The organism is Rhizobium sp. SSA_523 (assembly GCF_030435705.1).
Lineage (GTDB): Bacteria > Pseudomonadota > Alphaproteobacteria > Rhizobiales > Rhizobiaceae > Neorhizobium.
On the sequence record NZ_CP129381.1, the window covers coordinates 602259 to 628803 of the forward strand.

The 26545-nt window shown below is 62.0% G+C and carries 22 protein-coding genes; 13 read left to right on the plus strand and 9 right to left on the minus strand.

Features of this window, described 5'->3' with window-relative positions:
• Genes QTJ18_RS04110 through QTJ18_RS04120 form a run of 3 tightly spaced genes read right to left on the minus strand, consistent with a single transcriptional unit; the run spans window position 1 to window position 3959 of the window.
• Entirely contained in the window at window positions 1–2385 is a 2385-nt protein-coding gene (locus QTJ18_RS04110) for a GAF domain-containing protein (protein WP_252753279.1), read from the minus strand.
• 27 nt (window positions 2386–2412) lie between these two features.
• Window positions 2413–2838, minus strand: a complete 426-nt coding sequence (locus QTJ18_RS04115) for a response regulator (protein ID WP_252753278.1) — start codon at window positions 2836–2838, stop codon at window positions 2413–2415.
• An 11-nt stretch (window positions 2839–2849) separates the two neighbouring features.
• Entirely contained in the window at window positions 2850–3959 is a 1110-nt protein-coding gene (locus tag QTJ18_RS04120) for a PAS domain-containing protein (RefSeq protein WP_252753277.1), read from the minus strand.
• 234 nt (window positions 3960–4193) lie between these two features.
• On the opposite strand from QTJ18_RS04120, the gene QTJ18_RS04125 reads away from it, so the two are divergent.
• Together QTJ18_RS04125 and QTJ18_RS04130 are read left to right on the plus strand one after the other, a co-directional pair.
• Entirely contained in the window at window positions 4194–5282 is a 1089-nt protein-coding gene (locus tag QTJ18_RS04125) for a four-carbon acid sugar kinase family protein (RefSeq protein ID WP_252753276.1), read from the plus strand.
• Between the two features lies 1 nt (window position 5283).
• Window positions 5284–5994 (plus strand): FadR/GntR family transcriptional regulator, encoded by a 711-nt coding sequence (locus QTJ18_RS04130; protein ID WP_252753275.1) that lies wholly within the window; start codon window positions 5284–5286, stop codon window positions 5992–5994.
• 150 nt (window positions 5995–6144) lie between these two features.
• Here the strand turns inward: QTJ18_RS04130 and QTJ18_RS04135 are convergent, their stop codons facing one another.
• Genes QTJ18_RS04135 through QTJ18_RS04145 form a run of 3 tightly spaced genes read right to left on the minus strand, consistent with a single transcriptional unit; the run spans window position 6145 to window position 9433 of the window.
• Window positions 6145–7278, minus strand: coding sequence for an iron-containing alcohol dehydrogenase (locus tag QTJ18_RS04135; protein ID WP_252753274.1), 1134 nt, complete (start codon window positions 7276–7278; stop codon window positions 6145–6147).
• A gap of 5 nt (window positions 7279–7283) precedes the next feature.
• Window positions 7284–8240, minus strand: a complete 957-nt coding sequence (gene pdxA / locus QTJ18_RS04140; RefSeq protein WP_252753273.1) for a 4-hydroxythreonine-4-phosphate dehydrogenase PdxA — start codon at window positions 8238–8240, stop codon at window positions 7284–7286.
• Window positions 8237–9433, minus strand: a complete 1197-nt coding sequence (locus tag QTJ18_RS04145) for a sialidase family protein (RefSeq protein ID WP_252753272.1) — start codon at window positions 9431–9433, stop codon at window positions 8237–8239. The genes pdxA and QTJ18_RS04145 overlap by 4 nt, the downstream gene beginning before the upstream one ends.
• A 412-nt stretch (window positions 9434–9845) precedes the next feature.
• Here QTJ18_RS04145 and QTJ18_RS04150 point away from each other — a divergent pair, with 412 nt between their 5' ends.
• From QTJ18_RS04150 to QTJ18_RS04170, 5 genes are all read left to right on the plus strand, one after another.
• Window positions 9846–11357: an ABC transporter substrate-binding protein gene (locus QTJ18_RS04150; RefSeq protein WP_252753271.1), complete on the plus strand. Its 1512-nt coding sequence runs from the start codon at window positions 9846–9848 to the stop codon at window positions 11355–11357.
• Between the two features lie 92 nt (window positions 11358–11449).
• On the plus strand, window positions 11450–12364 hold the full coding sequence (locus tag QTJ18_RS04155; protein WP_252753270.1) for an ABC transporter permease: 915 nt from the start codon (window positions 11450–11452) through the stop codon (window positions 12362–12364).
• Between the two features lie 13 nt (window positions 12365–12377).
• Window positions 12378–13316, plus strand: a complete 939-nt coding sequence (locus QTJ18_RS04160; RefSeq protein WP_252753269.1) for an ABC transporter permease — start codon at window positions 12378–12380, stop codon at window positions 13314–13316.
• Window positions 13309–14916, plus strand: a complete 1608-nt coding sequence (locus tag QTJ18_RS04165; protein ID WP_252753268.1) for an ABC transporter ATP-binding protein — start codon at window positions 13309–13311, stop codon at window positions 14914–14916. The genes QTJ18_RS04160 and QTJ18_RS04165 overlap by 8 nt, the downstream gene beginning before the upstream one ends.
• A 29-nt stretch (window positions 14917–14945) precedes the next feature.
• Entirely contained in the window at window positions 14946–15836 is an 891-nt protein-coding gene (locus QTJ18_RS04170) for a dihydrodipicolinate synthase family protein (protein WP_252753267.1), read from the plus strand.
• Window positions 15837–15907: 71 nt separating this feature from the next.
• Here the strand turns inward: QTJ18_RS04170 and QTJ18_RS04175 are convergent, their stop codons facing one another.
• Window positions 15908–17902 (minus strand): BCCT family transporter, encoded by a 1995-nt coding sequence (locus tag QTJ18_RS04175; RefSeq protein ID WP_252753266.1) that lies wholly within the window; start codon window positions 17900–17902, stop codon window positions 15908–15910.
• A 338-nt stretch (window positions 17903–18240) separates the two neighbouring features.
• Here QTJ18_RS04175 and osmF point away from each other — a divergent pair, with 338 nt between their 5' ends.
• From osmF to QTJ18_RS04195, 4 genes are all read left to right on the plus strand, one after another.
• On the plus strand, window positions 18241–19152 hold the full coding sequence (osmF, locus tag QTJ18_RS04180; RefSeq protein ID WP_489667218.1) for a glycine betaine ABC transporter substrate-binding protein OsmF: 912 nt from the start codon (window positions 18241–18243) through the stop codon (window positions 19150–19152).
• 100 nt (window positions 19153–19252) lie between these two features.
• Window positions 19253–20455 carry an ABC transporter permease gene (locus tag QTJ18_RS04185; RefSeq protein ID WP_252753265.1) on the plus strand — a complete coding sequence of 401 codons (1203 nt, stop codon included), beginning with the start codon at window positions 19253–19255 and terminating at the stop codon, window positions 20453–20455.
• Window positions 20452–21387, plus strand: coding sequence for an ABC transporter ATP-binding protein (locus tag QTJ18_RS04190; RefSeq protein WP_252753264.1), 936 nt, complete (start codon window positions 20452–20454; stop codon window positions 21385–21387). The genes QTJ18_RS04185 and QTJ18_RS04190 overlap by 4 nt, the downstream gene beginning before the upstream one ends.
• Window positions 21384–22124: an ABC transporter permease gene (locus QTJ18_RS04195; protein ID WP_252753263.1), complete on the plus strand. Its 741-nt coding sequence runs from the start codon at window positions 21384–21386 to the stop codon at window positions 22122–22124. The genes QTJ18_RS04190 and QTJ18_RS04195 overlap by 4 nt, the downstream gene beginning before the upstream one ends.
• Window positions 22125–22154: 30 nt before the next feature.
• Here QTJ18_RS04195 and QTJ18_RS04200 read toward each other — a convergent pair whose 3' ends face one another.
• Window positions 22155–22838: an SGNH/GDSL hydrolase family protein gene (locus QTJ18_RS04200; RefSeq protein WP_252753262.1), complete on the minus strand. Its 684-nt coding sequence runs from the start codon at window positions 22836–22838 to the stop codon at window positions 22155–22157.
• A 341-nt stretch (window positions 22839–23179) separates the two neighbouring features.
• Between QTJ18_RS04200 and QTJ18_RS04205 the strand changes: the two genes are divergently transcribed.
• Window positions 23180–24463: an ABC transporter substrate-binding protein gene (locus QTJ18_RS04205; protein ID WP_252753261.1), complete on the plus strand. Its 1284-nt coding sequence runs from the start codon at window positions 23180–23182 to the stop codon at window positions 24461–24463.
• Window positions 24464–24672: 209 nt separating this feature from the next.
• Here QTJ18_RS04205 and xth read toward each other — a convergent pair whose 3' ends face one another.
• Window positions 24673–25443 (minus strand): exodeoxyribonuclease III, encoded by a 771-nt coding sequence (xth, locus tag QTJ18_RS04210; protein ID WP_252753260.1) that lies wholly within the window; start codon window positions 25441–25443, stop codon window positions 24673–24675.
• A 201-nt stretch (window positions 25444–25644) separates the two neighbouring features.
• Here xth and ku point away from each other — a divergent pair, with 201 nt between their 5' ends.
• On the plus strand, window positions 25645–26544 hold the full coding sequence (gene ku / locus QTJ18_RS04215; protein WP_252753259.1) for a non-homologous end joining protein Ku: 900 nt from the start codon (window positions 25645–25647) through the stop codon (window positions 26542–26544).
• Window position 26545: the final 1 nt, after the last annotated feature.

A 26545-nucleotide genomic window follows, 5' to 3' on the forward strand; every position in this document is an offset into this window, starting at 1 on the left:
TCAGAACTGGCGCAGCTGTGAGAGCAGTGCCCGCATCTCCACCTTGAGACCGTCCGGGGCGTAGTCGATGGTCGCGCCGCCGCTGCCGGTGAGGCCGAGCCGGATCAGTTTCGATCCGAAGCCGGTCGAAAGCGGTGCAGACACAGGCGGACCCTGGCGTTCAACCCAGGTCATCAGCAATGCGGAATCGTCATTGGCTGGCTCGACAGTCCAGGTCACGGCGACAAGCCCGCAATCATTGGCCCAGGCGCCATATTTTAGCGCATTGGTACCGAGCTCATGCATCAGCAGCGCAAGCGCCAAGGCAGTGCGCGGCCCCACCTCCAGATCCGGTCCGGAAATTTCGCAGCGGGCAGGCGGGGAGAGGGGGCCGAGCACAGAGCTCAGGACGGACATGATGCGTGCCGAGGAGCCGTCCCGGCCGAGAAGAACTTCATGGGCATTGGACAGAGCGTGCAGCCGGCTGATGAAGGCCTGGACATGAGCTCTTTCCTTGACCGGCCGAAGCGTCTGGCTGGCAATCGCCTGCACCATCGCCATCGTATTCTTCAGGCGATGGCTGATCTCGTGATTGAGAATCTGCTGTTCTTCCTCGGCCCGGATCCGGGAAATGGCTTCGCGCGTCCTGTCCGCAACCGTGCGGACGAAATCCTGTTCCTCGACCGTGAATTCGTGCGGCTTGTCATAATGGACGAACATGACCCCGACAAAAGCGCCGTGGGCCATGATCGGCACATTGACCAGCACGGAAATACCGATGGATTGCAAAAGCGCCGCCGAGCCTGCCGTGCGCGAATCCGCGGCGACATCGGATATGATGACGGTTTCGCCGCGCTTCAGGTCTTCGATGTAGGAGCCGTAGTCGCGGAAATGGTGAAGCCCAGCCACGGTATCGACGCCGGCCGCACGCCAATCCGGCAGGAGCGTCACGGTTTCAGCAATCGGGTCCACGATTCCGTAGCCAGCCCGCGTGGCGCCGGCGAGGCTGTGGGCCATGATCTCCGCAGCCGCGAAGGCAACCTCCGGCGCGCTGTCCAGTTCGCGAATCTTGTCGCCCAGCTCCAGAAAGGCCAGTTGCCGGCTTTCCGAAAGTTTTTGTGCCGTGGCATTTCGCGCGACCTTGATGAAGCCGGACATGCGCCCTTGCGCCGTATCCGGCAGCGGCCGGATCGTGCCGTCGAGAAAGACGCGCGAGCCGTCGGCCGTCATGTGCCAGCGGCGATCGGGTGCGACGCCCTCCACCAGCGCCCGCCGGCATTCCGCTGCCGGAACCCCGGCATCGCGGTCTTCATTGGTGAAGATCGAATCGAAGGGCTGGCCCAGCATCTCGGCCTCAGCCCAGCCAAACGTGTCTTGCGCGCCGCCGAACCAGCTGGTGATCGTCTGGTCTGCGTCCAAGGTCAGGATGATATAATCCTTGGCCCCCTCGACGATCAGGCGCAGCTTGGTCTCGCTGTCCTGCAAAGCCGCGGCGGATTCCATGCGGTCGGTCACGTCCAGGAAGGTGATGACGAAGAGATTGTCTCCCATCGTCTGGATATAGCCCTCCACCCAACGGCCAGGCGCCGCAATCCAGCGGGTGAAGCGGCGATTGCGCCCTGTCTGCAGCACCTCGGCGACATCGGCGATCCAGTCCGAGCCGAGATTGGGGAAAAGGGTACGGATGGTCTTGCCGCTGATCGTTTCGATTTCGACGCCGATCAGTCTCGACCAGGCCGGATTGACGGTCTCGATCCGCCAGTCGATCACACTGCCATCGCGGTCGCGGATGACGGATCCGATGACGATACCCTCTTCCAGCTGCTCGAAGAGCCGGCTCCAGCGCTGCTCTGTCAGAAACACTTCGATCTGGCCCGATGCTACCTCGCCAAGCCGCGCCATCAGGTCGACATCATGGGCCGTCCAGCCGCGCGGCGCGTTGTCGATCGCCGCCAGGGCGCCGACCACCAGCCCGTTCGGCAGGGTCAGCGGAACGCCGAGATAAGAGGTGACGCCGAGATCCTCGATCGCCAGATTGTCCCGGACGAGATCGTGCAGACGGGCGTCGCCGACGATCAGGGGCGCATTGGCGTTGACCACATGCTGGCAGAAGGAGTGGGTGAGCGGCGTTTCCCCGCGTCTGGCCCATTCCCCCGGAAGGCCGATATGCGCGGCAAAGACCTGCCGGTCCTCGTCCAGAATGGATACCAGCGCGACGGGGCAGCCGAGCGCCACCTTCACCAGTTCGACGACATTTTGCAGTTCCGGACGCGTTTGCTTGTCCAGCAATCCAGAACCACGTGCGACGCCGGCATTTCTCTTGCGGATGATATCCGACCCCTCCGGCCCGACGCCATGCGGGGCTGCGGTGTCTTCTTCATCGAGGGACGATATCGATCCGCTCACCGGCGTTCCTGTCAATGATCTTGGAGATTACGCGGAGCGCGCAGCGTGATAGGCCGGGGAGATGACCAGGCTTGGCGGCGGATCGGGATTTTCGCGATCACCGGCGACGAAGGTCTCGACGAAGGACAGGGCGTTCTTGAGGCCATTCATCGTGTAGGGCTTTTCGATAGCGCCCAGCGCGCCGGCAAAATCATCGGGGATGCGCTTCAGATTGCCCGATACGAAGACGTAAGGGATCTTCCTTTCGGCCAGGAAGCGGCCAACCTCGATCCCGGTCGGACCATCCAGAAGCTGGATATCGACGAAGGCGAAATGAGGCTGCTTTGTCTCGATGAGCTGGATCGCCGCAGTCTTGTCAGCCGCAATGCCGGCAATGTCATGCCCGGCTGCGTCGACTTCGCTTTCCAGTTCCATCGCCAGCAGCGCTTCATCTTCGACAATCAGTATTTTCACTAGTATTCCTCTCAGTCCTTGACCGGTAATGTGACGCAAACTTCCGTCATGCGTCCTTCGACATGCCTTTTGATTTCGGCGCGCAGCTGGATCGAACAGGCCTCCAGCATGCGGCGGCTGAAGGCTTCCTCTTCGGCATCAACCTCTACGGGGGTGACCGTATCGACGACACGTATGAGGAAATGGCCGTTCAGACGCCGGATCTCGAGATGAATCTCGCCTCCGCCGTCGCTCAGCCCGCGACGCACCGCATCGCCGACCAGTTCGTTGATGATCAGCGCAAGGGGTGATGCCTTGGTGGCAGGGACCACAACTTCGTGCAAATCGGTCGTCAGACGGATGTCGGTTCTCTGCAGGGCCCCGACGATATCGATCACCAGCGTATTCGCAAAATCCGCGACATCGAAATGGCCGACATCCTCGTCGTTCAGGAGCTTCCTCTGGACCGTGCTCAGGGCCTCGACACGGTTCAGCACCGACATCAGCGTCCGCTTTACCAGATCACGCTCGGCCATCCGAGCCTGAAGCTTCAGGATGGAAGCGATCGTCAGGAGATTGTTCTTGACGCGATGATCGACCTCGTGGACCAGCGCGGTCTTGGCGCGCAGCGCATCGGTCAGGTCAGCGGTGCGCTGCTCGACCTCCTCTTCGGCAATGTGACGGGCCCTTGCGAGCTCCGCCTCCTTGCTCTTGATATCGGTGAAGTCGAGCTGTGAGGCGAAGAAGTAGATGACTTCACCCGACACATCGCGGACCGGGCTGACAAAGAGCGCGTTCCAGAATTTCGAGCCATCCTTCCGGTAATTGAGGATGTCGATCGCCAGATCGCGCTCTTCGGCAACGGCCTTGCGGATCTTGTCCACCGCCTTGGGGTCCGTATCGGGACCTTGGAGAAGGCGGCAGTTGCGGCCGATGAGTTCCTCGGACGAATAGCCGGTCAGCTCGCAGAACGAGCGATTGCAGAAAATGATCGGATTGTCCGCCTGGCGTGGATCCGTAATCAGCATAGGCATGCGGGTCGCCTTGAAGGCGGCCGCGAACGGATCTTCCGAGGCATGGGCCGCGACGAGCCGTTCGCCGGCGTCTTTAGCGTCCCGCCGAGATTGAGGAGTATCGGTCATTCCAAGTCCCACCAGCGTGCAAGGCCTTCAATGCGCCGCGTCATAATTTGTTCCCGCATATGCTGGCCGTCAGCCCTCTCATCTACAGCCTATACTTGCTCTTGGCCATCGCTGTTTCACAATCAGGAAGCGCTTCGAAAACGGTCGCGATATTTGTGATCCTGTTCGATTATTTTGCTGAAAACGAAAGGTATTTGTGTCAAAGAAAGATGACAACAATGTTTGGGGGCCAACTTGCTTGCGATCATCGCCGATGATTTGACCGGAGCGCTCGATTCGGCGGCACCCTTTGCGGCGCGCGGCTGCAAGACTGTGGTCGTTCTGGCCGAAAACGGTTTGACGGAAGCCTTGCAGGAAGCGCCGGAGGTATTGTCGGTCGACCTGTCCTGCCGGGAAGCAACGGCACAGGAGGCGCGGCGAAGGGCCGCTGCAACCTTGGCGGCGCTGCCGGCCGGCACGACGCTCTTCCTGAAGATCGATTCGCGGCTGAAAGGCCATATTGCGGAACTTCTCGAGGTCTTCTCCTTCCATGCGGCGCTGGCGGCGCCGGCCATACCGGAATTCGGCCGCATCGTTCGGGATGGGCATGTGGCGGGCTTCGGGGTCGACACTCCGATCGAAGTCGCCGCAAAGCTTGGCGCCTTAGTGGAAAGATGCACGATCCCCGACACGGTGACGACCTCCGACATGCTGGAAGCCGCCCGCCAGGCGCAGGCGAGAGGTGTTGATCTCTTCATCGGTGCGCGCGGTTTGGCCGAAGCGCTCGCACAGATCGAAACGTCTACGGTGCATCCCGTGATGGCGCAGATTCCCGCAGGCCCGGCCGTCTTCGCGATCGGTTCGCGCGATCCGATCACTCTTGCGCAAATCGACATGCTGAAACAGCATGCGGCTCTCGATCTGCGACCGGCGCCGAATGGCGCAGTGTCGGACCGGGCGCCCGTGCGGGGGCCGCTCACCCTCGTGCAGGCGACGGAGGGCGTAGAGGTCAATTCACCGGAGGCGGTTGCAAAGGCTTTGGCGGACGGCATTGTGCCGGCGCTCACTGAGACGGCCGCTACCTTGCTTTTATGCGGCGGAGCGACGGCGGAGGCCGTTCTTGATCGCATGAAAATCACGCATTTCCGCCTGGTGGGAGAATGTCTGCCGGGGCTGGGCCTTGCGCAATTGGGCACGCAGTGGCTCATTGCGAAATCCGGCGGATTCGGTGAGCCGGACACGCTGCGCCGTGTCGCCGATGCGGTTCTGGCGAACTCGGCCGGCGGAGCGACCCCAAGCGGCAAACCCGGCATTCGAATAACGGCGATCGGAAAGACGAAATGAGATGAGGCCAAGCAGCGGAGCGGCACGCAAGGCGCTGCCGGACATCGTCTTTGAACGAATACACCGGGCGATCAAATCCGGCGCCTACGGCTCGGACGAGCGCTTGCCGACCGAGCATGAATTGGCGGCGGAGTTCGAAGTCTCGCGGCCGGTCATTCGCGAGGCACTGCGGCGATTGCGAGAGCAGGGCCTGATTTACTCCAGGCGCGGCGCCGGCAGCTTCGTCCGGTCGCTGGGCATGAAGGAGCCGCTGGGCTTCGGCCAGCTGGAAAATGTCGCCGACCTGTTGAACTGCTATGAATTCCGGCTGACGCTGGAGCCGGCCGCAGCGGCTGCCGCAGCACTGCGGCATTCAGCGGAAGACCTTGCAAGCCTGCGCCAGGCGCTGGAACTGCTGCGCGATGCCACGAACCGCCAGTCACATCGCGAGGATGCCGATTACCAGTTTCATCTCGCGATCGCGCGCGCGGCGCAGAACAATTATTTTTCGACCGCCATGGAGGCGTTGAAGGATCATATTGCCGTCGGCATGCGGTTTCATGGCGCCTCTGTCAAGCGGGAGGCGTCGGGCCTGTCGCGGGTCTTCGGGGAGCATGAGGCCATTGCCAAGGCGATAGCGGCGCGCGATGCCGAGGCTGCCCGCCAGCTGATGCTGGACCACCTGACGGGTTCGCGCGACCGGCTGTTCCAATCCTCGCCGCGCCGAGCGTAAACCGATCGTACGAGGAGCAGGGGCGGCGCCTGCGGGCGCAGCCGCCATGCCTTGGGCGCAAGCAGCCGGAACTTTCCCGTTGAGCCTGCTGCGCCTTCCTGCGCTGGCATGCTTTATCCGACGCTGGTCTGCGCAGATATGGGCGAAAGCTCAGTACGCTGCCTGGTAGATCCGGGAAACGTCGTCGACCGTCATGTCCACCGGATTATTGTCCATCAGCCGACGGATGGCATGCGCCTCGGCCGCGAAACCTGGCAGGTCCTCCTGGCGCGCGCCGTGCGCGGCAAGGGACATTTCAATGCCCAATGCCTGGCAGTAGTCGAAGGCCGACCGTCGCAGATCCTGTTGCGACAGGCCGCCGCCAAGACCCAAGGCCGTGGCGATCTCTGCCGTCTTTTCGACAACGCATGGCTGGTTGAAGGCCAGGACATGCGGAAAGACCACGGCATTCGCCAGACCATGCGGCAGGTGAAGCCGCGTTCCGAGCGGATAGGCAATGGCGTGGCCCGCTGCCGTGTTGACGGGACCAAGGCAGATGCCGCCGTAATAGGAGGCGAGCATCATGCCCTCGCGGGCCTCGGCATCCGAGCCGTCGCGGACAGCCCGCTCCAGATAGCGCCCGACCAGTCCAATGCCCATGCGGGCAAAGCCGTCGATCATCGGATGCGATCGCCGATTGGTGAAGGCCTCGACGCAATGCGCCATGGCGTCGACACCCGTTGCGGCGGTCACCGAGGGCGGCACGGAATAGGTCAGTTCCGCATCCAGAACCGCCAGATCGGCGATGAGATGCGGACTTTCCACGGCAATCTTGTTACCAGCCTGCGGGTCGGTGATCAGCGAGCGGATGCCAGCCTCCGAGCCTGTGCCGGCCGTGGTGGCGACCTGCGCCAGCCTTGTCGCCCGTCCCGCCACCCGGTTGGGGCCGGCGACGTCAAGAAGCGACTGAGAGGAATCCCAGAGGGCGGCGACCAGCTTGGCGACATCCATGACGGAGCCGCCGCCAAGCCCCACTACCAGATCGGGTTTGGTCTCACGTGCAGCCGCCAGGGCAGCGTCCAGAGTGGCGATGTCCGGCTCGCCGGGAATGGCGTCGAACAGGCTGACGCGGCCGCGAAGCTGCAGGCGCTCCACAAAACCTGCGGTGATCGGCGTTGCAATGACCAGCGTGGATCGTGTGTCGCCCGCCCATCTGCCCGTTTCTGCAATGCTTCCCGTGCCGACGATCAGGCGGCGCGGCTGATGCACGGTGATGGCGGTGGTGCCCATGATCGTTTGCGCCATCTTGGTCACTCCTGGCTTTTGCCGCCAGCCACCAGCCGGCGTGCATAGGCAATGGCGGACAGCATGTTGCCGTGATTTGCAATTCCCTTGCCGGCAATATCGAAGGCCGTGCCGTGATCGACGGAGGTACGGTCTATCGGCAGTTCCACCGAGACATTGACTGCCGTGTCGAAAGCCACCAGCTTGATCGGGATGTGACCCTGGTCATGATACTGCGCCACCACCAGGTCGAAGGCTCCCGAATAGGCGCGGTGGAAGACGGTATCGGCAGAGATCGGCCCCTGTGCATCGATTCCCTCTGCCCGGGCCGCCGCGACAGCCGGCGCGATCTGGTCGTCATCTTCCGTTCCGAACAATCCGTTCTCGCCGCAATGCGGGTTGATGCCCGCCACCGCGATCCGCGGCGCGGCATAGCCGATCCGTTTCAGATGACGGTCGCCGGCGCGGATGGTGGCCAGCACACGCTCCGTCGTGGCGCGTGCAATGGCCTGCTGAAGCGAAACATGGGTCGAGACATGAATGACCTTCAGACGCTCCGAGGCCAGCAGCATGTAGGCAGCCGAGGCGCCCGTGAGACTGCGCAGCATGCCGGTATGGCCATCATAATGATGTCCGGCAAGATTGAGCGCCTCCTTGTTGATCGGCGCTGTCACAATGCAGCCGATCATGCCGGCCTCGGCATCCCGAACGGCCTTCTCAATGAAGCGGAAGGCGGCATCGCCGGCGATTGGAGAGAGCTTTCCCCAGGGCAGGGGGGCGCCCTCGACTGGCAGGTCGACCACGAAGGGTTCGAGCTCGAGCGCAAGGCCAAGTGCCTGCCGCGCTGCCTCCAGCGTCGAAAGATTGCCGTAGATGCGGGTCACGGCCCGATCCGCCTCGCTCATATCTGCAAGCGCCCGGACCGCGATCTCCGGGCCGACGCCCGCCGGATCTCCCATGGTGATGCCGATGATCTTGCTCATGCTGTTCTCCCGCCCTTGATGCCGGCCCAACCTGGGGCGAGGCGAACATATTTGATCGCCCGGCGATGATAGGTATAGCTGATGTGAAGGCTGCCATCGCCACCTTCGAGAAGCCAGGGATAGGACATTTCCTGGTTTCGTCCGTCGGTCGAATCGTTCGACAGGCAGGTGCCCGGCCCGCTCTCGATCGTAAGGCGCACGGGGAAGCTCGCTCCGCCATCCTCCGACAGGCACACGCTGACCGGGGCGCGGGGAACGCCCCAGATCGGCACGCAACCGCCTTCGGGATCGGCATCGGGACGATCATCCTCCTCGCCGAGCTCGTCGTAGAGCGAGGCCCTGCGATCGCTGGCCTCTACCGCGCTCACCGGATTGCAGATCATGGCGAGCCGCCCATCATCGAGGCGAATGGCTGCGATCGACGAATTGTTATTGGGAACATCGACAGGCGCCGGGGAGGACCAGCTCAAGCCGCCGTCCTCGCTGACCGCGCGGTGGACGAAATCGGCCTGCCGACGCCGGAAGAAGGCCGCATAGCGGTTCTCTCCGATCGCGACCGGACTGAAATGGACGCAGCCGATGGAGTCCGGCACCGCCTCCAGGGTCCAGCTTTTGCCGCGGTCACGGGATATGCCCATCGCCGCCACGTCGTGGCTGCCGTTCCATTTCTGGCCGGGTCGCTGCACGCATCGGAAGATCGGCAGAAGCCACGCCCCGTCCTTTCGCACAACCAGCGGCGCACGGATGAAACAGCCAAGCGGCAGATCGAGATAGGATCCGTTTTCGGCGCTCAAGAGGCCAGGATCGGCTGGATCGCGATGCAGTTCGGTCATCCGGATCCGACATTCATCCTGATTGCCGGAGGGTTGTGAGGTGTGAAAGAGGAGCAGGCGGCCGTCGGGTGCTGTGAAGAGAACCGGGTTCTGCTCGGAATGTGCCTCATCGAAACTGAGCCTCTGCGCCGCACCCCATCGGGAGGCGCCGGGCTGCAGAAGCGACGCATAGATGGAAATGTCCGACTTGCCTTCAAGCGAGCCGCCAAACCACGCGCAGATCAAGGTGCCGTCCGGTAGCTCATGCAGAAAGCTCGCATGATTCTGGACCATGGGCGACGGAAGAAGCGCTTCCTGGCGCGTTGGCGTGATCCCGTGCAGGGCTCCGGTCATCCCGGCCGCAATGTCTTCAGGTGTCATGGACCTCTCCTCTCGGCTTCGAAGAATGACAATTCGACAAAGTTGTCAAGTTTGTTTGATGACGGATCTGGGCACGATCTCTGTATAAAACTGCCACAAGTCACTGATATGAAACAAATATTATGCTGTGTCAAAAATTCTATAGAGGGCAAAGCGGAAAACAATTTGACAAAGTAAGGCAAAAGACTGATGGTCTGGTCATCGGCTGGCATCCGCAGGGATGGGCCAAGGCGCCAGTCGCGGGGCTTTGTTTGTAGCGGCGGCGTTGTCGTCCGCAGCATGCGGGGCGAGGAAGCTGCCGGGCAGGCGAGCGCAAGGGAAAAGCCGCCTGCCTATCCTGCGAGACGCCGCGCTTGCAGCGGCTGCCGCCGGCAAGACTGAACAGAACGTCTCAACCTGGGAGGAGCATGACGTGAAGAAATCTCTATTTTCCGGCGCCCTGATTGCAGGCGTTGCGCTTGCGGCCGGTTTCTCGCCGGCGCTGGCAGCCTCCGGGCCCATCAAGATCGTGCTGCCGGAAGAGGCGGATCTGCTGGAGCCCTGCATGGCGACGCGGTCCAATATCGGTCGCATCATCATGGAGAATGTCAGCGAAACCCTGACCGAGCTCGACGTGCACGGGAAGGAGGGGGTCATGCCGCGTCTGGCGGAGACATGGGAGCAGAATGCGGACGGCAGCTGGCGCTTTCATCTGCGCGGCGGCGTCAAGTTCTCCGATGGCAGCGCCTTTGACGCGAAGGATGTGAAGCACAGCTTCGACCGGGTCATGAGCGACAAGATCACCTGCGAGGCGAAGCGTTATTTCGGCGGCATGACGATCAACACAAGTGTGGTCGACGACAAGACGATCGATATCAAGACCGATCCGGTCCAGCCGATCCTGCCGCTTCTGATGTCGCTTGTGACCATCGTGCCGGAAGACACGCCGATGGAGTTCGTGCGCGAACCGATTGGCACCGGCCCTTACAAGCTGTCCAACTGGACTCCCGGTCAGCAGATCGTGCTGGACGTGAGGGATGATTACTGGGGCAAGAAGCCGGAGGTTACCCAGGCGACCTACCTGTTCCGCACCGATCCTTCGGTTCGAGCTGCCATGGTCCAGACTGGTGAAGCCGACCTGACGCCGACGATTTCCGAACTGGATGCGACGAACCCCAAGACCGATTTCGCCTATCTGAACAGCGAGACCGTCTACCTGCGTATCGACCACAATATCCCGCCGCTGGGCGATGTGCGCGTGCGCCGGGCATTGAACATGGCGATTGATCGCGAGGCCTTCATCGGCACGCTCGTGCCGGAAGGCGCGGTCCTGGCAACGGCCATTGTGCCGCCGACGACGCTTGGCTGGAATCCCGAGGTGAAGCAATTCGCCTATGATCCCGAAGCAGCCAAGAAATTGCTGGCGGAGGCCAAGGCAGACGGCGTTCCCACCGACACACCGATCACCATCATTGCCCGGACGGCGAATTTCCCCAATGTGACGGAAATCATGGAGGCCATTCAGCAGCAGCTGCAGGAAGTGGGCTTCAAGATCGAACTGAAGCTGGTCGAGGTTGCGGAACACGAGACCTATTATTCCAAGCCCTTCAAGGAAGGGCGCGGCCCGCAGATCGTTGCAGCCATGCACGATAACTCCAAGGGCGATCCGGTCTTCTCCATGTTCTTCAAATACGCATCGAAAGGCACGCAGTCCGGCTTTTCCGATCCCAAAGTCGATGACATGATCCAGCGCGCTTCAGCCGCGGTGGGTGACGAGCGGGCAAAGCTCTGGTCGCAGGCCATTGCCTATCTGCACGACGAGGTCGTGGCGGATGCTCTCCTCTTCCACATGGTCGGATTTGCGCGGGTTTCGGAGCGGCTGGAATTCAAGCCGACAATCGCCACCAATTCGATGCTGCAGCTCTCCGAGATCGGCATCAAGTAAAGGCGGACCGGCCGGTCGCCGCTCGGGTGGCCGGTGGGCAGACGGCGGCGGGGTCACCCGCCGCCGCATTTGACTTCTGAGGGAGGATGACCATGCTCGGTTTCATACGAAAACGCTCCATCGCCAGCCTCATTTCGCTGGTCGGCCTGGTCGTGATGGTGTTCTTCCTGTCGCGCCTGACTGGCGATCCCGCAGCTTTGTTTCTTCCCGTCGAAGCCTCCGCCGAAATGAAGCAGCAGTTCCGCGAACTGCACGGCCTGAACGATCCCCTGATTGTCCAGTTCGGCCGCTATGTCGCGGATGTTGTGACCGGCGATCTGGGGGAATCCTATCGCAAGGCCCGCCCGGCCCTGGATGTCGTTCTGGAAGCCTTCATATGGACCCTGTGGCTCGCCGTCATTACCATGAGCCTGGTCACGAGTGCGGCCATCGTGGTGGGCTCGCTCGCTGCCTTCCGCTCCGGCGGCTTCTTCGACCGGTTCTCCTCCATGCTATCGCTGATCGGCGCATCCGTGCCGGATTTCTGGCTGGCCATCGTGGCCATCGTCGTCTTTTCGGTCAATCTGGCGATCCTGCCAACCTCCGGCACAGGCACTGTTCTGCACTGGATCCTGCCGATCGCCGTCCTGTTCGTGCGTCCCTTCGGGATCATCGTTCAGGTCGTGCGCGGCTCGATGATCAGCGCGCTTTCCTCTGCCTATGTGAAGACGGCAAGGGCCAAGGGCGTGCGCTCCGGCCCGATCATCTTCATCCATGCCTTGCGCAATGCCATGTTGCCCGTCATCACGGTCATCGGCGATCAGGCGGCAAGCCTGCTGAACGGTGCGGTCATCGTCGAGACCATTTTCGGCTTCCCCGGCGTCGGCAAGCTGATGATCGATTCCATTTTGCAAAGAGACTTCAACGTGGTTCTGGCTGCCATCCTGGTCACGGCGATCGCGATCTTTCTCATGAACCTGCTGATCGATCTGGCCTATGCGCTTCTCGATCCCCGCATCCGGCATTGAGGGGAGCCGTCCCATGAGCATTCCCGCCCCCCGTCTTGCAGACCAGGCAGAGGTTCTCGCCGAGGAAGCCTCGTTTCCCCGCCGTCTTTTCCGCATGCTGCTGGCCGATAAATTCGCACTCTTCGCCGCCGCCTTCCTGCTGCTGATGATTTTGCTCGCGCTGATCGGACCCGCCTGGCTGGCAGAGGAGGCGGTGAAGCAGAACCTGCGCGGCCGCAACCTGCCGCCGTTCAATTTCGACCGTCCCTTCCTGTGGTGGCTGGGCGCCGACGCTCTGGGACGGCCGCTTCTGGCCCGCATCATCGTCGCGGCACAGAACACGCTGCTGGTCGCCGCCGGGGCGGTCCTGATGTCGGCCCTGGTCGGCACCTTCCTCGGCTTGATCGCCGGCTATGCCTCGCCGCGTGTCAGCCAGGTCATCATGCGTCTCGCCGACGTGATCATGTCCTTCCCCTCGCTGCTGATCGCGGTCATCGTCCTCTATCTGCTCGGCTCGTCCATCGTGAACCTGATGGTCGTTCTGTCGATCACCCGAATTCCGGTCTATCTGCGCACGACGCGCGCGGAAGTGCTGGAAATCCGAGAGCGCATGTTCGTCCAGGCGGCCCGCGTCATGGGAGCTTCAGACAGGCGGATTCTCTTCCGGCATATCCTGCCGATCGTCTTCCCGACCCTTACCACCCTCGCGACCCTCGATTTCGCTTACGTCATGCTGGCCGAAAGTGCGCTCTCCTTTCTCGGCATCGGCATCCAGCCGCCCGATATCACCTGGGGCCTCATGATCTCGCAGGGGCGCCAGTATCTTACCAATGCCTGGTGGCTATCCTTCTGGCCCGGGCTTGCCATCATTCTCACCACGCTGTCGCTGAACCTTCTGTCCAACTGGCTGCGGATCGCGCTGGACCCGTCACAGCGCTGGCGGCTTGAAATGAAAGGGTCCGCGAATGGCTGATCACCTGCTGGAGGTGCGCAACCTCTCGGTCGAATTCCACACGGCTGCCGGCGTGGTGAAGGCGGTGCGCAATATCTCCTATCATCTTGATCGGGGCGAGACGCTTGCCATCCTCGGCGAGAGCGGATCGGGCAAATCGGTGTCGTCCTCGGCCATCATGAACCTGATCGACATGCCGCCCGGCCGGATCACGTCGGGTGAAATCCTGCTCGACGGGCAGGATCTGCTGACCATGCGCCCCGAGGCCCGCCGGGACGTGAACGGCAAGCGGATCGCCATGATCTTCCAGGATCCGCTCAGCCATCTCAACCCGGTCTACACCGTCGGCTGGCAGATTTGCGAGGCAATGACCGCCCATGGCATGCCGGCGAGAAAGGCCGAGGCAGAGGGACTGCGCCTGCTCGGCCGTGTCGGCATCCCGGATCCGCAGGCGGCAATGGAGAAATATCCGCATCAGTTTTCCGGCGGGCAGCGCCAGAGGGTCATGATCGCCATGGCGCTGGCACTGAAACCGGATTTGCTGATTGCTGACGAACCGACGACAGCGCTGGATGTGACGGTGCAGGCGGAGGTTCTGTCGCTGCTGAAAGAGCTGCAGCAGGAGATCGGCATGGGCATCCTGATCATCACCCATGATCTCGGCGTTGTTGCCGAGCTCGCCGACCGGGTCGTGGTCATGGAAAAAGGCGTCCTGGTGGAAAGCGGCAGCGTCCGCGATGTCTACAAGAACCCGCAGCACGATTATACGCGCCGGCTGATTGCGGCCGCGCCCGGGCGGGGCGCGATGCATGAGGACGAGCCACGCGGCGACCTGCTTCTCACTGTGCGCGATGTGCGAAAATCCTACGGCGCCTTCGAGGCGCTGAAAGGTGTGTCTTTCGATCTTGCCGCCGGTCAAACCCTGGCGATCGTCGGCGAAAGCGGCTCCGGCAAATCGACACTGGCCCGCGTTCTCTTGCGTCTGGACGAGCCCGACAGCGGCAGCGCGCATTGGCAGGGCAGGGATCTTTTCACCTTGTCGCCTGCCGAACTCTACAAGCTGCGGCGGGACCTGCAGATGGTCTTCCAGGACCCGACGCAATCGCTCAACCCACGCATGACCGTCTACCAGCTCATTTCCGAGGCCTGGGCAATCCATCCGGACATCCTGCCCAGATCAGGATGGAAGGAGCGGGTCGCGGAACTTCTGCACCAGGTTGGACTGTCCCCGGAGCATAGCCGGCGCTATCCGCACCAGTTTTCCGGCGGCCAGCGCCAGCGCATCGCCATTGCCCGTGCGCTCGCGCTCGAGCCACGGCTCATCATCTGCGACGAGGCGGTTTCGGCCCTGGACGTGTCCGTCCAGGCGCAGGTCATCGATCTGCTGGACCGGCTTCGCAAGGAAACCGGAATCTCCTTCATCTTTATTGCCCATGATCTGCCGGTCGTGCGTGATTTCGCCGATCAGGTCATGGTGATGCGGCAGGGGCAGATCGTGGAAATGGGCGGCGTACGAGAGATCTTCGAACGACCGCGCGAGCCTTACACGCAAGCGCTTCTGGCAGCCAGCCTGGAGCCCGATCCCGACATTCAGGCTGCAAGGCGGCTCGGCCGCAGCTAGAGACAGTTCGTCTGCAAAGGAGTTTCTCAATGTCCGCCAAGGCCTACGTCGCCCTCGTCACCTGCTTCAATGACGATGAGACCATCAATTTCGAAGCCACGCGCGCCCAGGTGCGCCGCCAGGTCGAGGCCGGCAACAACATCATGTGCGCCGGAACCAATGGCGATTTTACCGCGCTGACATTCGAGGAAAAGGTTCACCTGACGGAGCATGTCGTTGATGAAGTTGCGGGCCGGGCAAGCGTCATCGTCAATGCCGGCATGCCCGCCACCTTCGAGACCATCAAGCTCGCCAAGGCGTTCGACAGGATCGGCGTCGATGGCATCGCCGTCATCACGCCCTTCTTCATCGCCTGCACGCAGGACGGCCTGATCCGCCACTTTTCCACCGTTGCCGATGCCGTGAAGACCCCGGTCTATCTCTACGACATTCCGGCCCGCACGCAGAACCATATCGAACCGGAGACCGCCCGCGTGCTGGCCGCCCACGGAAATATTGCCGGTATCAAGGATTCCGGCGGGGCGCAGCAGACACTGGAAGCCTATCTCGGCGTGGCGCGATCCGTGCCGGATTTCGCCGTCTATTCCGGTCCCGACCATCTTGTCCTCTGGTCGCTGCAAAATGGCGCTGCCGGCTGCATTTCCGGCCTTGGCAATGCCCTGCCGCAGGTGCTTTCCGCCATGATCCAAGCCTATAATCGCGGCGACATCGACGAGGCGGAGCGCCAGCAGGCGATCTATACCGCCTTCCGGACCGATCTCTACGCGCTTGGTTTTGCGCCCGCCATGGTCAAGCGGGCTCTCTATCTTCAGGACCCGAGCGTTGGCGCCAGCCGGCAGCCGGCGCTTCTGCCCGACCCGGAGCAGGACGCCCGGATCCGTGACATTCTGGTCCGCTACGGGATCCTGACCGCCGCCTGAACCCGGCCTTTCGCGTCCGGCCTCCCGCGGGCCGGCGCTCGTCACTACTGGTCGTATTGCCCGCAGAATTGTCAGCTGCCGGTCTGCGTATGCTCCGGCGCGCCGAGCACCAGCGAGGTCTCGGGCATCTGGACCACTTGCAGGTAGCGGTCGAACTGCACCAGGACATCGGCAATGATCTGGTCGCGTCCCATTCCCATCACATCATATCCGCGGCTTCCGTCGCTGAAATAGGTGCGGGCCTCGGACCTGTGCTCCTGCCGCGTGGCCTCCAGCGCGGAAAAGGCCGGCAGCCTGAAGCGGGCGGGCTGTACGCCATAGACGAAGTCCCGCACGCCTTCGGCGGGCACTGTCAGGCTGACGGTGTGTTCCTGCGGATCGTGGGCGACCGTGGCGCGCCGTCCGCGCCGCTCCAGTTCCTGCGCCACATCCTTCAGCGCCGGCGTCACCGTATCGGCCAGAAAGCGCTGCACGTCGGCTTCCGTCGGTGCGTTCAGGATCAGGCTCAACCGCCGCTGCCAGGTCAGGCCGGCGGCGGGGGCCGCCTGCGGCTGGCTGCCGCCGAGGCTGATGCGGCTCTGGGCAAGATCCGAGGACATGCCCTTAAACAGCGCCCAGACGAGAAGAAGCATGATCAACGAGAAGGGCAGGGCGGTGGCGATGGTGGCCGATTGCAGGGCGGCAAGTCCGCCCGTCAGCAGCAGAACCCCTGCGATAATGCCTTCGAGCGAACACCAGAAGACCCGCTGGATGGTCGTTGTTTCCGTCTCGCCGCCGGCGGCGATCGTATCGACGACCAGAGAACCGGAGTCCGAGGAGGTGATGAAGAAGACAGCCACCAGCAGCACGGCGAGTGTGGAGGTGACGGTCGGCAGCGGCAGATACTGGAAGAACTGGAAGAGGGCGATGGAGAGATCATCCTGCACGGCCACGTGCAGCGCTCCCTGCGCCACCGTCGTATCGATGAAAAGCGCCGTATTGCCGAACACCGTCATCCAGAAAAAGGTGAAGCCGGCGGGGATGAACAGAACCGCGGTCACGAATTCGCGCACCGTGCGGCCCCGCGAGATGCGGGCGATGAACATGCCGACAAAAGGCGACCAGGAAATCCACCAGGCCCAGTAGAACAAAGTCCAGGCATCGATCCATGGCCGCGGTTCATAGGCATAGATATTGAAGGTCCGCAGCACGATCGAATCGAGGTAGAAACCAATATTCTGGACGAAGTCCCGCAACAATTGCGCGGTCGGCCCGACGGCAAGGACGAAGACCATCAGCAGGACGGCGATCATCAAATTGAGCTCGCTGAGGCGCCGGATGCCCTTGTCGACACCGGTGACGACGGAAATAGTCGCCGTCATGGTGATCACGGCGATCAGGATGAGCTGGACGGTGACACTGTTCGGCAATCCGAGCAGGTAGTTCAACCCGGCATTGATCTGCAGAACGCCGAAACCAAGCGATGTGGCGATCCCGAACAGAGTGCCGCAGATCGCAAATATATCCACGGCATGGCCGATCGGGCCATGAATGCGGTTCTTCAGCAGAGGATAGAGGCCGGAGCGCACCGTCAGAGGCAGATTATAGCGATATCCGAAATAGGCGAGCGACAGGCCCACGACGGCATAGATTGCCCAGGCGTGGATCCCCCAGTGGAAGAAGGTGACACTCATGGCCTGGCGCTGGGCGGCAACGCTCAGCGGCTGTGCTTCCGGGGGCGCGGCGAAATGCGTGATAGGCTCGCCAACGGAAAAATACATGAGACCTATGCCCATGCCGGCGGCAAACAGCATGGCGATCCAGGACAGATACTGGAAATCCGGCAGCGAATCCTCCGGTCCCAGCTTGAGATTTCCGTACTGGCTTGTCGCGAGAAACAGGACCGAAAATATGAAGATCGCCACCGCCAGCAAATAAAGCCAGCCGAATGTGCTCAAGATCCAGGCCTGGACTTCGGCAAACACAGTTTCCGCATTATCGGGAAAAAGAATGCCGATCGTCAGGAAGATCACGGTGACAACCACGGCGCCGATAAATACAGGCGGGTTCATGACGAGCTTCGGCATTAGCCATTCCTTGCGATGTTCTTCTTTGGAACCCTTATCTGCCGCAGCTGAATGACCTTTCAAGTGTCAGACAGCCACAACCGCGTCCCGGCTCGCATTTCCTCTCGCCCCCGGTCCGTCCGGGCGTCTTTTGGCGTTGACATTGATGATGCTGCCCCTTGTCGCGGCGGCTTCCTGCGCCACCTAAAGTGCAACGCGTGGCGGGATAGGTCACCGCCGCGATGGCGGCGTCGAATGCCGCTGACATCGACCGCCCATCCGGGCGGTGAAAATCCGGACATTGTCACTGTTGAGCGCCTGGGCGTGGGAAGATTTCGAAGGGATAGGGTATCGTGAAAATGTTTGCAAAACTGCTGATGGCGGCCACGGTTTCCGCCATGACGGCGCTCGGCGCGCAGGCGGCTGATCCGGTCGTTGTTTCGTCGAAGCTGGATACGGAAGGTAGCGTCCTTGGAAACGTCATCATCCAGGCGTTGAAGGCCAAGGACATTCCCACCGAGAGCAAGATCCAGCTGGGCGCAACGCCGATCGTTCGGCAGGCGATCACCCAGAACCAGATCGACCTCTATGTGGAATATACGGGCAATGCCGCGTTCTTCTTCAACAAGGCTGATCTTCCCGTCTGGAACAAGGCGGACGAAGGCTATGAGACGGCAAAGAAGCTCGATTACGACGCCAACAAGATCGTCTGGCTGACGCCGGCCCAGGCAAACAACACCTGGGCGATCGCCATCAGATCCGATATCGCCGAGGCCAATTCGCTGAAGACCATGTCCGATCTCGGCAAGTACATTGCCGGTGGCGGCCAGATCAAGCTTGCAGCCTCGTCGGAATTCGTCACCTCCGCCGCGGCCTTGCCAGCCTTCCAGAAAACCTATGGGTTCGAACTCAAATCCGATCAGCTGATCACCCTTGCCGGCGGCGATACGGCCGCAACCATTGCCGCAGCCGCACAACAGACCTCCGGGGCGAATGCTGCCATGGTTTATGGCACGGATGGCGGCATCGCGCCCTCCGGCCTGGTGGTGATGGAAGACGACAAGGGCGTTCAGCCGGTCTATCTCCCCACGCCGATCATCCGCGAGGAGGTTTTGAAGGCCTATCCGCAGATCGCGGAGATCTTGAAGCCGGTCTTCGAGGCGCTTGATCTGAAGTCCCTGCAGGAGATGAACGGTCGCGTCCAGGTGGGCGGCGAGCCGGCGGATGCGGTTGCCGGCGATTTCCTGGCATCGCATGGCTTTGCCAAGTAGAGTTACAGGCTCTTGACCTGCGCTTCTGGTTTGGCCCGGACGACCTTCGTCCGGGCTTTCCGGTAGACGATAAGACGGAAATTGCAAGCAGCATCCGCCCATGGCCAATCCGACGCACAAGGCACTGACCGCAGAGCCTATCCGACGCATCGACAAACTGGGTGCGATCCTGCTGCCGATCATTCTGCTTGGCCTGTTCGCCGAGCCCTTTGCGCTCTCGCGCGCGAACCGGATTGTCGCGGCGCAACCCGTTTTGCTGTTCGATGCCTTGCCGGCGTGGCAGGCCGGAGGTGCGATGGCCGGCATTGTTCTTGCGGGCCTGATGCTGATCCTGCCCACCCGCACCACCCTCAGGCTGTCTCTCGCCAGCCTGGCCATCGCTGTGTTGACCCTGCTTCTCGGACAGGCGGCGGCTAACCTGCTGCCGGAGGCGAACCGCTATGCGCGCGTCTCGCCCGGCGGCGGCTACTGGCTGATGCTGTTCGGTTTTTCCATCGCGCTTGCGGATTCCATCGCAAGGCTTCGTCTAGGGCCGGGCAGGCGGATCGGCCTTTTGGCCGTCGCTCTGCTGGCGCTTGCCGCCCTCCTGGCCTCGGGGATCTGGGATTCGGTCTCCATTCTCAAAGAATACGACATCCGCCGCGCGGCCTTCTGGCGCGAATTGCGCACCCATTTGCTGCTCGCCGGAGGCTCGCTTTGCGCTGCTGCCATCGTCGGCATTCCGCTCGGCATCCTGTGTTTTCGAGCCCCCCGGCTGCGCGCCGTCATTCTGAACAGCCTGAATATCGTGCAGACCATCCCGTCGATTGCACTCTTCGGGCTGCTGATCGCACCCTTGGCGTGGATCGGCCGCAGTGTGCCGGGCGCCAATGCGATCGGCATAGCGGGCATCGGCATCGCCCCGGCGTTTGTCGCCTTGTTCGGCTATTCTCTTCTGCCAATGGTGGCAAACACCGTCGCCGGACTGGAGACCGTATCGCGCGATGCACGCGATGCCGCCCGCGGCATGGGCATGACGGTCCCCCAAAGACTCTGGCAGATCGAAGTGCCGCTGGCCTTCCCCGTGATCCTGACCGGAATCCGGATCGTATTGGTGCAGAATATCGGAATGGCCGTCATCGCGGGACTGATCGGCGGCGGAGGTCTCGGGACCTTCGTGTTTCAGGGTATCAGCCAGACGGCAACCGATCTCGTCTTGCTGGGCGCGCTGCCTGTCGTCGGAATGGCCTTTGCGGCTGCCATCATCCTCGACGCGCTGGTAGAAATGAGTGCGCGGGGTTCAGTGAAGGGGCATGCGACATGATCGAGATCGAAGCGGTCAGCAAGGTTTTCGGAACCGAACCGGCGGTGGACAATGTCTCCCTGACCGTCGACCGGGGCGATATCGCGGTCATTGTCGGGACATCGGGTTCCGGCAAGACGACGCTGATGCGGATGATCAATCGCATGGTGGAGCCGACCTCCGGCGTGATCCGCATCGACGGCCAGGATCACCGCAGCGTGCCGCCATACCAATTGCGGCGGGGGATCGGCTATGCCATCCAGGGCCATGGCCTGTTTCCGCATCGTTCTGTCGCCGACAATATCGCTACGGTACCGAAGCTGATGGGTTGGACAAAGGCGCGCATCGATCAGCGCGTCGACGAGCTGCTGTCGCTGTTTCACCTCAACCCCGCGCAATTTCGCCATCGCCTGCCGCATGAGCTGTCGGGCGGCCAGAAACAGCGCATCGGCGTGGCCCGGGCACTTGCCGCCGAACCGCCGCTTCTCCTGATGGACGAGCCGTTCGGCGCACTGGATCCGATCATCCGCGGCAAGGCGCAGGAGGATCTTCTCACGATCCAGCGCAATTTCGCCACGACCATTGTCCTCGTGACCCATGACATGGACGAAGCCATTCACCTCGGCACCAGGATCGCGGTGATGGACAAGGGCCGCTTGCTGCAATACGCGCCGCCGGCGGAGATCGTGACGCATCCGGCGACGCAGTTCGTCCAGGAATTGCTGGGCGAGAAGGACCGGGCCTTCCGGCTTCTGTCGCTGCAGCAGGTCGGCCGGTTCATCGAGGCGGGAGAGGCGTCCGGTGCGCCCATCGACAGCCGCGCCAGCTTGAAGGATGCGCTGGCCGAATCTCTCTGGTCGGGGAGGGAGATGCTTCCGGTAACCCGCGAGGGAGCGGTCGTCGGCCGCATCAGCCGGGCACGACTGCTTGCCTCGGCGGAAGGATCGCCATGAAGGCGTCGCTTGTCGCCCGATTGCTGCTGCTTGGCCTGTTGCTCGCTTTCCTCATTCGCCCGATGATGTTTGCGCCGCTCTTTGCGCCGATGACGCTGCCGGGCGCGGCAGCGATCTACACGCAGACCAGCCTGCTATCGCTGACCCTCAGCCATCTTGCTCTGGTCGCTGCGGCAACCACGGCCGCGACCATCGTATCCGTGGGACTGGCCATTCTCGTCACGCGACCCTTTGGCGCGGAATTTCTGCCACTCTCCCGCTCGATCGCAAATGTCGGGCAGACATTTCCGCCGGTTGCGGTTCTGGCGCTCTCGGTTCCGGTCTTTGGCTTCGGCCCTGTGCCGACATTGATCGCGCTCTTCTTGTATGGCCTCCTGCCCATATTCGAAAACACCCTGACAGGCCTTACCAATCTTCCGGACGATGTCGTCGAGGCGGCCCGTGGTGCCGGCATGACCGAGCGGCAGCGCCTCATCGGTGTGGAATTCCCGCTGGCCCTGCCGGTGGTCCTTGCGGGCATTCGCCTGTCCGCGGTCATTTCGCTGGCCACGGCAACGATCGGCTCGACCGTGGCCGCGAAAACGCTCGGCGAGGTGATCATCGCCGGATTGCAGGCCAATAACATCGCTTTTGTCCTGCAGGGCGGCCTGGTGGTGGCTGCCATCGCCCTTCTCACGCATGATGGCTTCGTGTCACTGGAGCGCTATCTGGCGCGGCGCACGGGCCGAACGGCCTGAGCCGCGATCGCGCATTTCGAAGACGATCCTTCACCCGTTCGTCCCCTCCGCCCCATCCATGGAGGGGGACGGAGGAAGCGGCAGGGAACGGATGACCGGCACGAGAGCCTCGGCGAGAGCGTGATGCGCCGTCTCGGTCAGATGCACGCCATCGATCGGAGAGACTTCTGCGACGCTGCCGGCGTCGAAGAAGCTGGCGCCGATTTCGGCCGCGACCTTGGCGAAGAGCTCGGCGAGACGGGCCGACTTGGCCGCCGCGCCGGCGATCGATTCGCCAAATGGCGGCACTTCGATGACGGGGACGGGCGCTATGACGAGAAGATGCGGAGCCCGGCCTTGCGGTCCACACGCCGCCTGCCGGATCTTCAGCAGGATCTGGCGCAGGCCGTCGGCAATATCGATCGGCGGCAGGTTCAGACGCGCCTTCAGATCATTGGTACCGAGCATCACGGCGACGACGTCCAGCGGCGCATGCGTTTCGAGGATGGCGGGAAGGACGGTCATGCCGTTTTTGTGCGGCCCCGTCAGCGGGTTGTCGAAGACCGTCGTTCGGCCCGGAAGACCCTCATCGATGACCCGCCACTGCGATCCCAGAGCCTTCTGAAGGCGAGACGGCCAGCGAATATCGGGTCCGTAGCGATAATTGCTGCGATCGGGAAGCGTGGGGGAGGACCCATGAGTGTTGGAATCGCCGTAGATCAACAGAACAGGCATGCATGGTCTCGCAATTGGAGGAACAGGACGTCAGGCGCCGGTCGCTTTTACCGACGCGGGAAGCTTGAGCCGAAACCTAGGCGACAAGGCGCCGAGGGGGCAAGGTCAGGTTGCGCTGATCTCCTTCACATACTCCCTGGTTCTGGCTCACTGGCTTTGGCCCACTGATTTTGGCTCATTTTGGTTGGTAGCGTCGTTGACCTTCAATACGGAATATGATTGTCTTCATCAAAATGAAACAGCATTCCGAAAAAATCAATATCGAGTTTCGCAAAGATTGAAGGTAGGTCTGGCACTGCTGTCGCCAGGCACGAGCCGCCGAGCACTCTGGAGGAGAGACAATGGCTATCACACGCAGGCAGGTTTTGGGAGGAATGGCGGCGGGGGCCGGACTGGCCATGGCGCCGCTCGGCAATGCTCTGGCGCAGGCCAGCAGCATTCGGCATTTCTGGTGGGGAAATCCGGCGCGCGACAAGCGGACATTTGACTTCATCGCGCTTTTCCAGAAATCCCATCCCACGATCACCGTCAGCGGCGAATCCATCGGCTGGGGCGACTACTGGACCAAGATGGCAACACAGGCCGCCGGCGGGAATATGGCCGATGTGGTTCAGATGGACCACGGCTACATCCATGAATATGTGTCGCGCCAGGCGCTGCAGCCGCTCGATCCGCACATCGGCAAGGGGCTGAAGCTCGATCATTATGACGAGAGGGCCAATGCCGTCAGCACGATCGACGGGAAGGTATATGGCGTCAATATCGGCTCTACCAGCCAGGCCATTCCCTATAATATGCGCGTCTTCGAAGAGGCCGGCATCGCCTTCGATCCCTTGGCATGGACGACCGAGGATTTCAAAAAGGTCTGCGCCACGATTACGGAGACGTCGAAGGGACAGGTGAGGGGCTCCGAGGACCTCTCGCTCTATATCGAGAACTTCGAAGTCTGGGTGAGGGCGGCAGGCCATGATCTCTATCAGGAGGATGGCACGCTCGGCCTGACGGCGGAAGACATTCGAAGCTATTGGCAGTTCTGGAGCGAGCTGCGCGATGCGGGCGTCGTGGAGGACAAGAATGCGACGGTGGTGCTGGACAAGGGAATGAACGACCTGGGCATCGTCAAGGGAACGGCAGCAATGACCTTCCGCTACGCCAACCAGATCCCCGCGGTCCAGTCACTGATCAAGGATCCCGTCGGCGCCGCCATGGTTCCGCAACGGCCGGGACTCGGCTTCGGTCACTTCGTCATGCCGTCCATGTTCCTGTCGCTCAGCCGCGACGTGAAGAACCCGGACGCGGCAATTGCCTATATCAATAGCTGGATCACCGATCCGGAGGCGATCCGCATCCTGGGGGTCGATCGCGGCATTCCGCCCAGCGCCACGGGACGCGATGCTCTGGCTCCGGTTCTGTCGGATGTGGAGAAGAATGTCGTTTCCTATTTCGCCGGCATTCAAGGCAAGATCGGCCCGACCCCGAAGCCCAAGCCGAAAGGCGCCGGAGAAGTGCGCGATTCCTTCATGCGCACCGGAACGGAGGTCGTGCTCGGCAACCTGTCCGCCGATGATGCCGCCGGCCAGTTCGTTCAGGATGCCGAAGACATTCTGGCACGCGCTCAGCGCTAAGCGGCCGACTGCCGCGCGATCATCCATTGCTGCGCAGGGGAGACTTCTCGCCTGCGCAGCAATGGCGCTGGTTGCTGTACCGGTTCCAGCTCGTTTGCCGCGTAAGACACATTATGGAACTTGAGCGAACCTAAAGCCCCTGCAGTGGCTTGCCGCGATTGGATGAGGCTTTGAGCCGCCGCTTACGCCGCGTCAGGTTCAACCCGGATCTATCGGATCTCGATCCAGACCGGCGCGTGATCGCTCGTATGGTCAAGGGCTCTGGCGAAGCGATCGACGCCGGTCCGCGCAAGCGCCGGTGCAAGGGCCGGACTGAGAAGGAAATGATCGATGCGCAGGCCGGCATCCCTGGCGAAGGCGTTCCGGAAATAGGGCCAGAAGGTATAGATCCGCTCATCCGGGTGAAGATAACGGATCGCATCCGTCCATCCCTGGTTGACGAGATTGCGATATGCCGCCCTGACCTCCGGCCGGAACAAGGCGTCGTCCTGCCAGCGCTCCGGCTTGTAGACATCGAGGTCTGTCGGCATCACGTTGAAATCGCCGATCAGCGCCACGGGAGCCTCGAGATCGAGAAGATCCTGGGCATAGTGGCTGAGCCGCTCGAACCAGCGCAGCTTGTAATCGAATTTCGGGCCGGGCGTCGGGTTGCCATTGGGCACGTAAAGGCAGCCAATCAGGATGCCATTGACGATGGCCTCTAGATAACGGCTCTGCTGGTCGTCGATCTCACCCGGAAGACCGCGGCAGGTCTCCAGCGGTTGCTCGTCGCGCGCCAGGATCGCCACGCCGTTCCAGGATTTCTGACCATGCCAAATCGCGCCATAGCCGGCCTTTTCCAGCTCGCGCCGGGGAAATTTGGCATCCGGTGCCTTCAGTTCCTGCAGGCAAACCACATCCGGACGCGCCTGAGCCAACCAGGCCAGCAGAACGTCAAGACGCCCATTGATGCCATTGACATTGTAGCTGGCAAGCTTCACGCGCCATCTCCCTTACGGTCTTTTCTGCGACACAAACGCGGGCGCCAGCCAAAAGATGCAGGCTTTCAATGGCTTCGACAAGACTCGCACAGCGTGCAGGCCCATTCGGCTAAGTCATTGAAAATGGATTCATTTCGAATCGGAACGATTCGCCCGCTGATTCGGTTGAATCGCATCGGTTGCGTCAGGAGTTCGAGTGCCATGGTCTCACCCAGAGCAAATTGGAAAGGCTTCATCAAGTTCGGCGAAGTGTCCTGTCCGGTGGCACTCTATACCGCCGCGTCCTCTTCGGAACGCATCGCATTCAACACGCTCAACCGGCAGACGGGCAATCGCGTCCGGCGGGAATTCATCGACAGCGAGACCGGCGAACCGGTGGAACGCGAAGCGCAGGTCAAGGGCTACGAGATCGACAATGGATATTACGTCATACTCGAGCAGGAGGAGGTTGCCGCGGCCATACCCGGCAGCGACAAGACGCTGACGATCGAGGCCTTCATCCCCTGCGACCAGGTGGATACGACCTTTTTCGACAAACCCTATTACCTCGCTCCCGACCGTCTGGGCATGGAGGCTTTCGTGCTGTTGCGCGATGGCATGAAACGGGAGAAGGTCGCGGCCATCGCCCGCACGGTCCTATTCCGCCGCATGCGCACGGTGCTGATCCGCCCCCATGGAAAAGGTCTCATCGCCTCCACGCTGAATTTCGACTATGAGGTGCGCTCCTCCGTCAAAGCCTTTGAAGAACTTCCGGATCTGAAGATCGAGGGGGAGATGCTGGAACTGGCGGAGCATATCATCGCGACGAAGAAGGGCGATTTCGACGCCTCGGCCGTCGACGATCGTTACGAGGCCGCCGTTGCCGAACTGGTGAAGGCAAAGATCGAGGGTCGCGCTCTGCCGAAGAAGAAGACGCCGAGCGCTGCGAAGCCCAATGATCTGCTTCAGGCTCTGCGGGAAAGCGCGGGCATGGCGAAACCCGGCCGGGCAAAGCGCGTGCCGGCAGCGGCCAATCGGGCGGCATCGGCCAGAGGCGCCGCGACGTCGTCAACGGGTGCGGCAAGGGCTAAACCTGCATCACCTGCTCGCCGGGCGAGCTGAC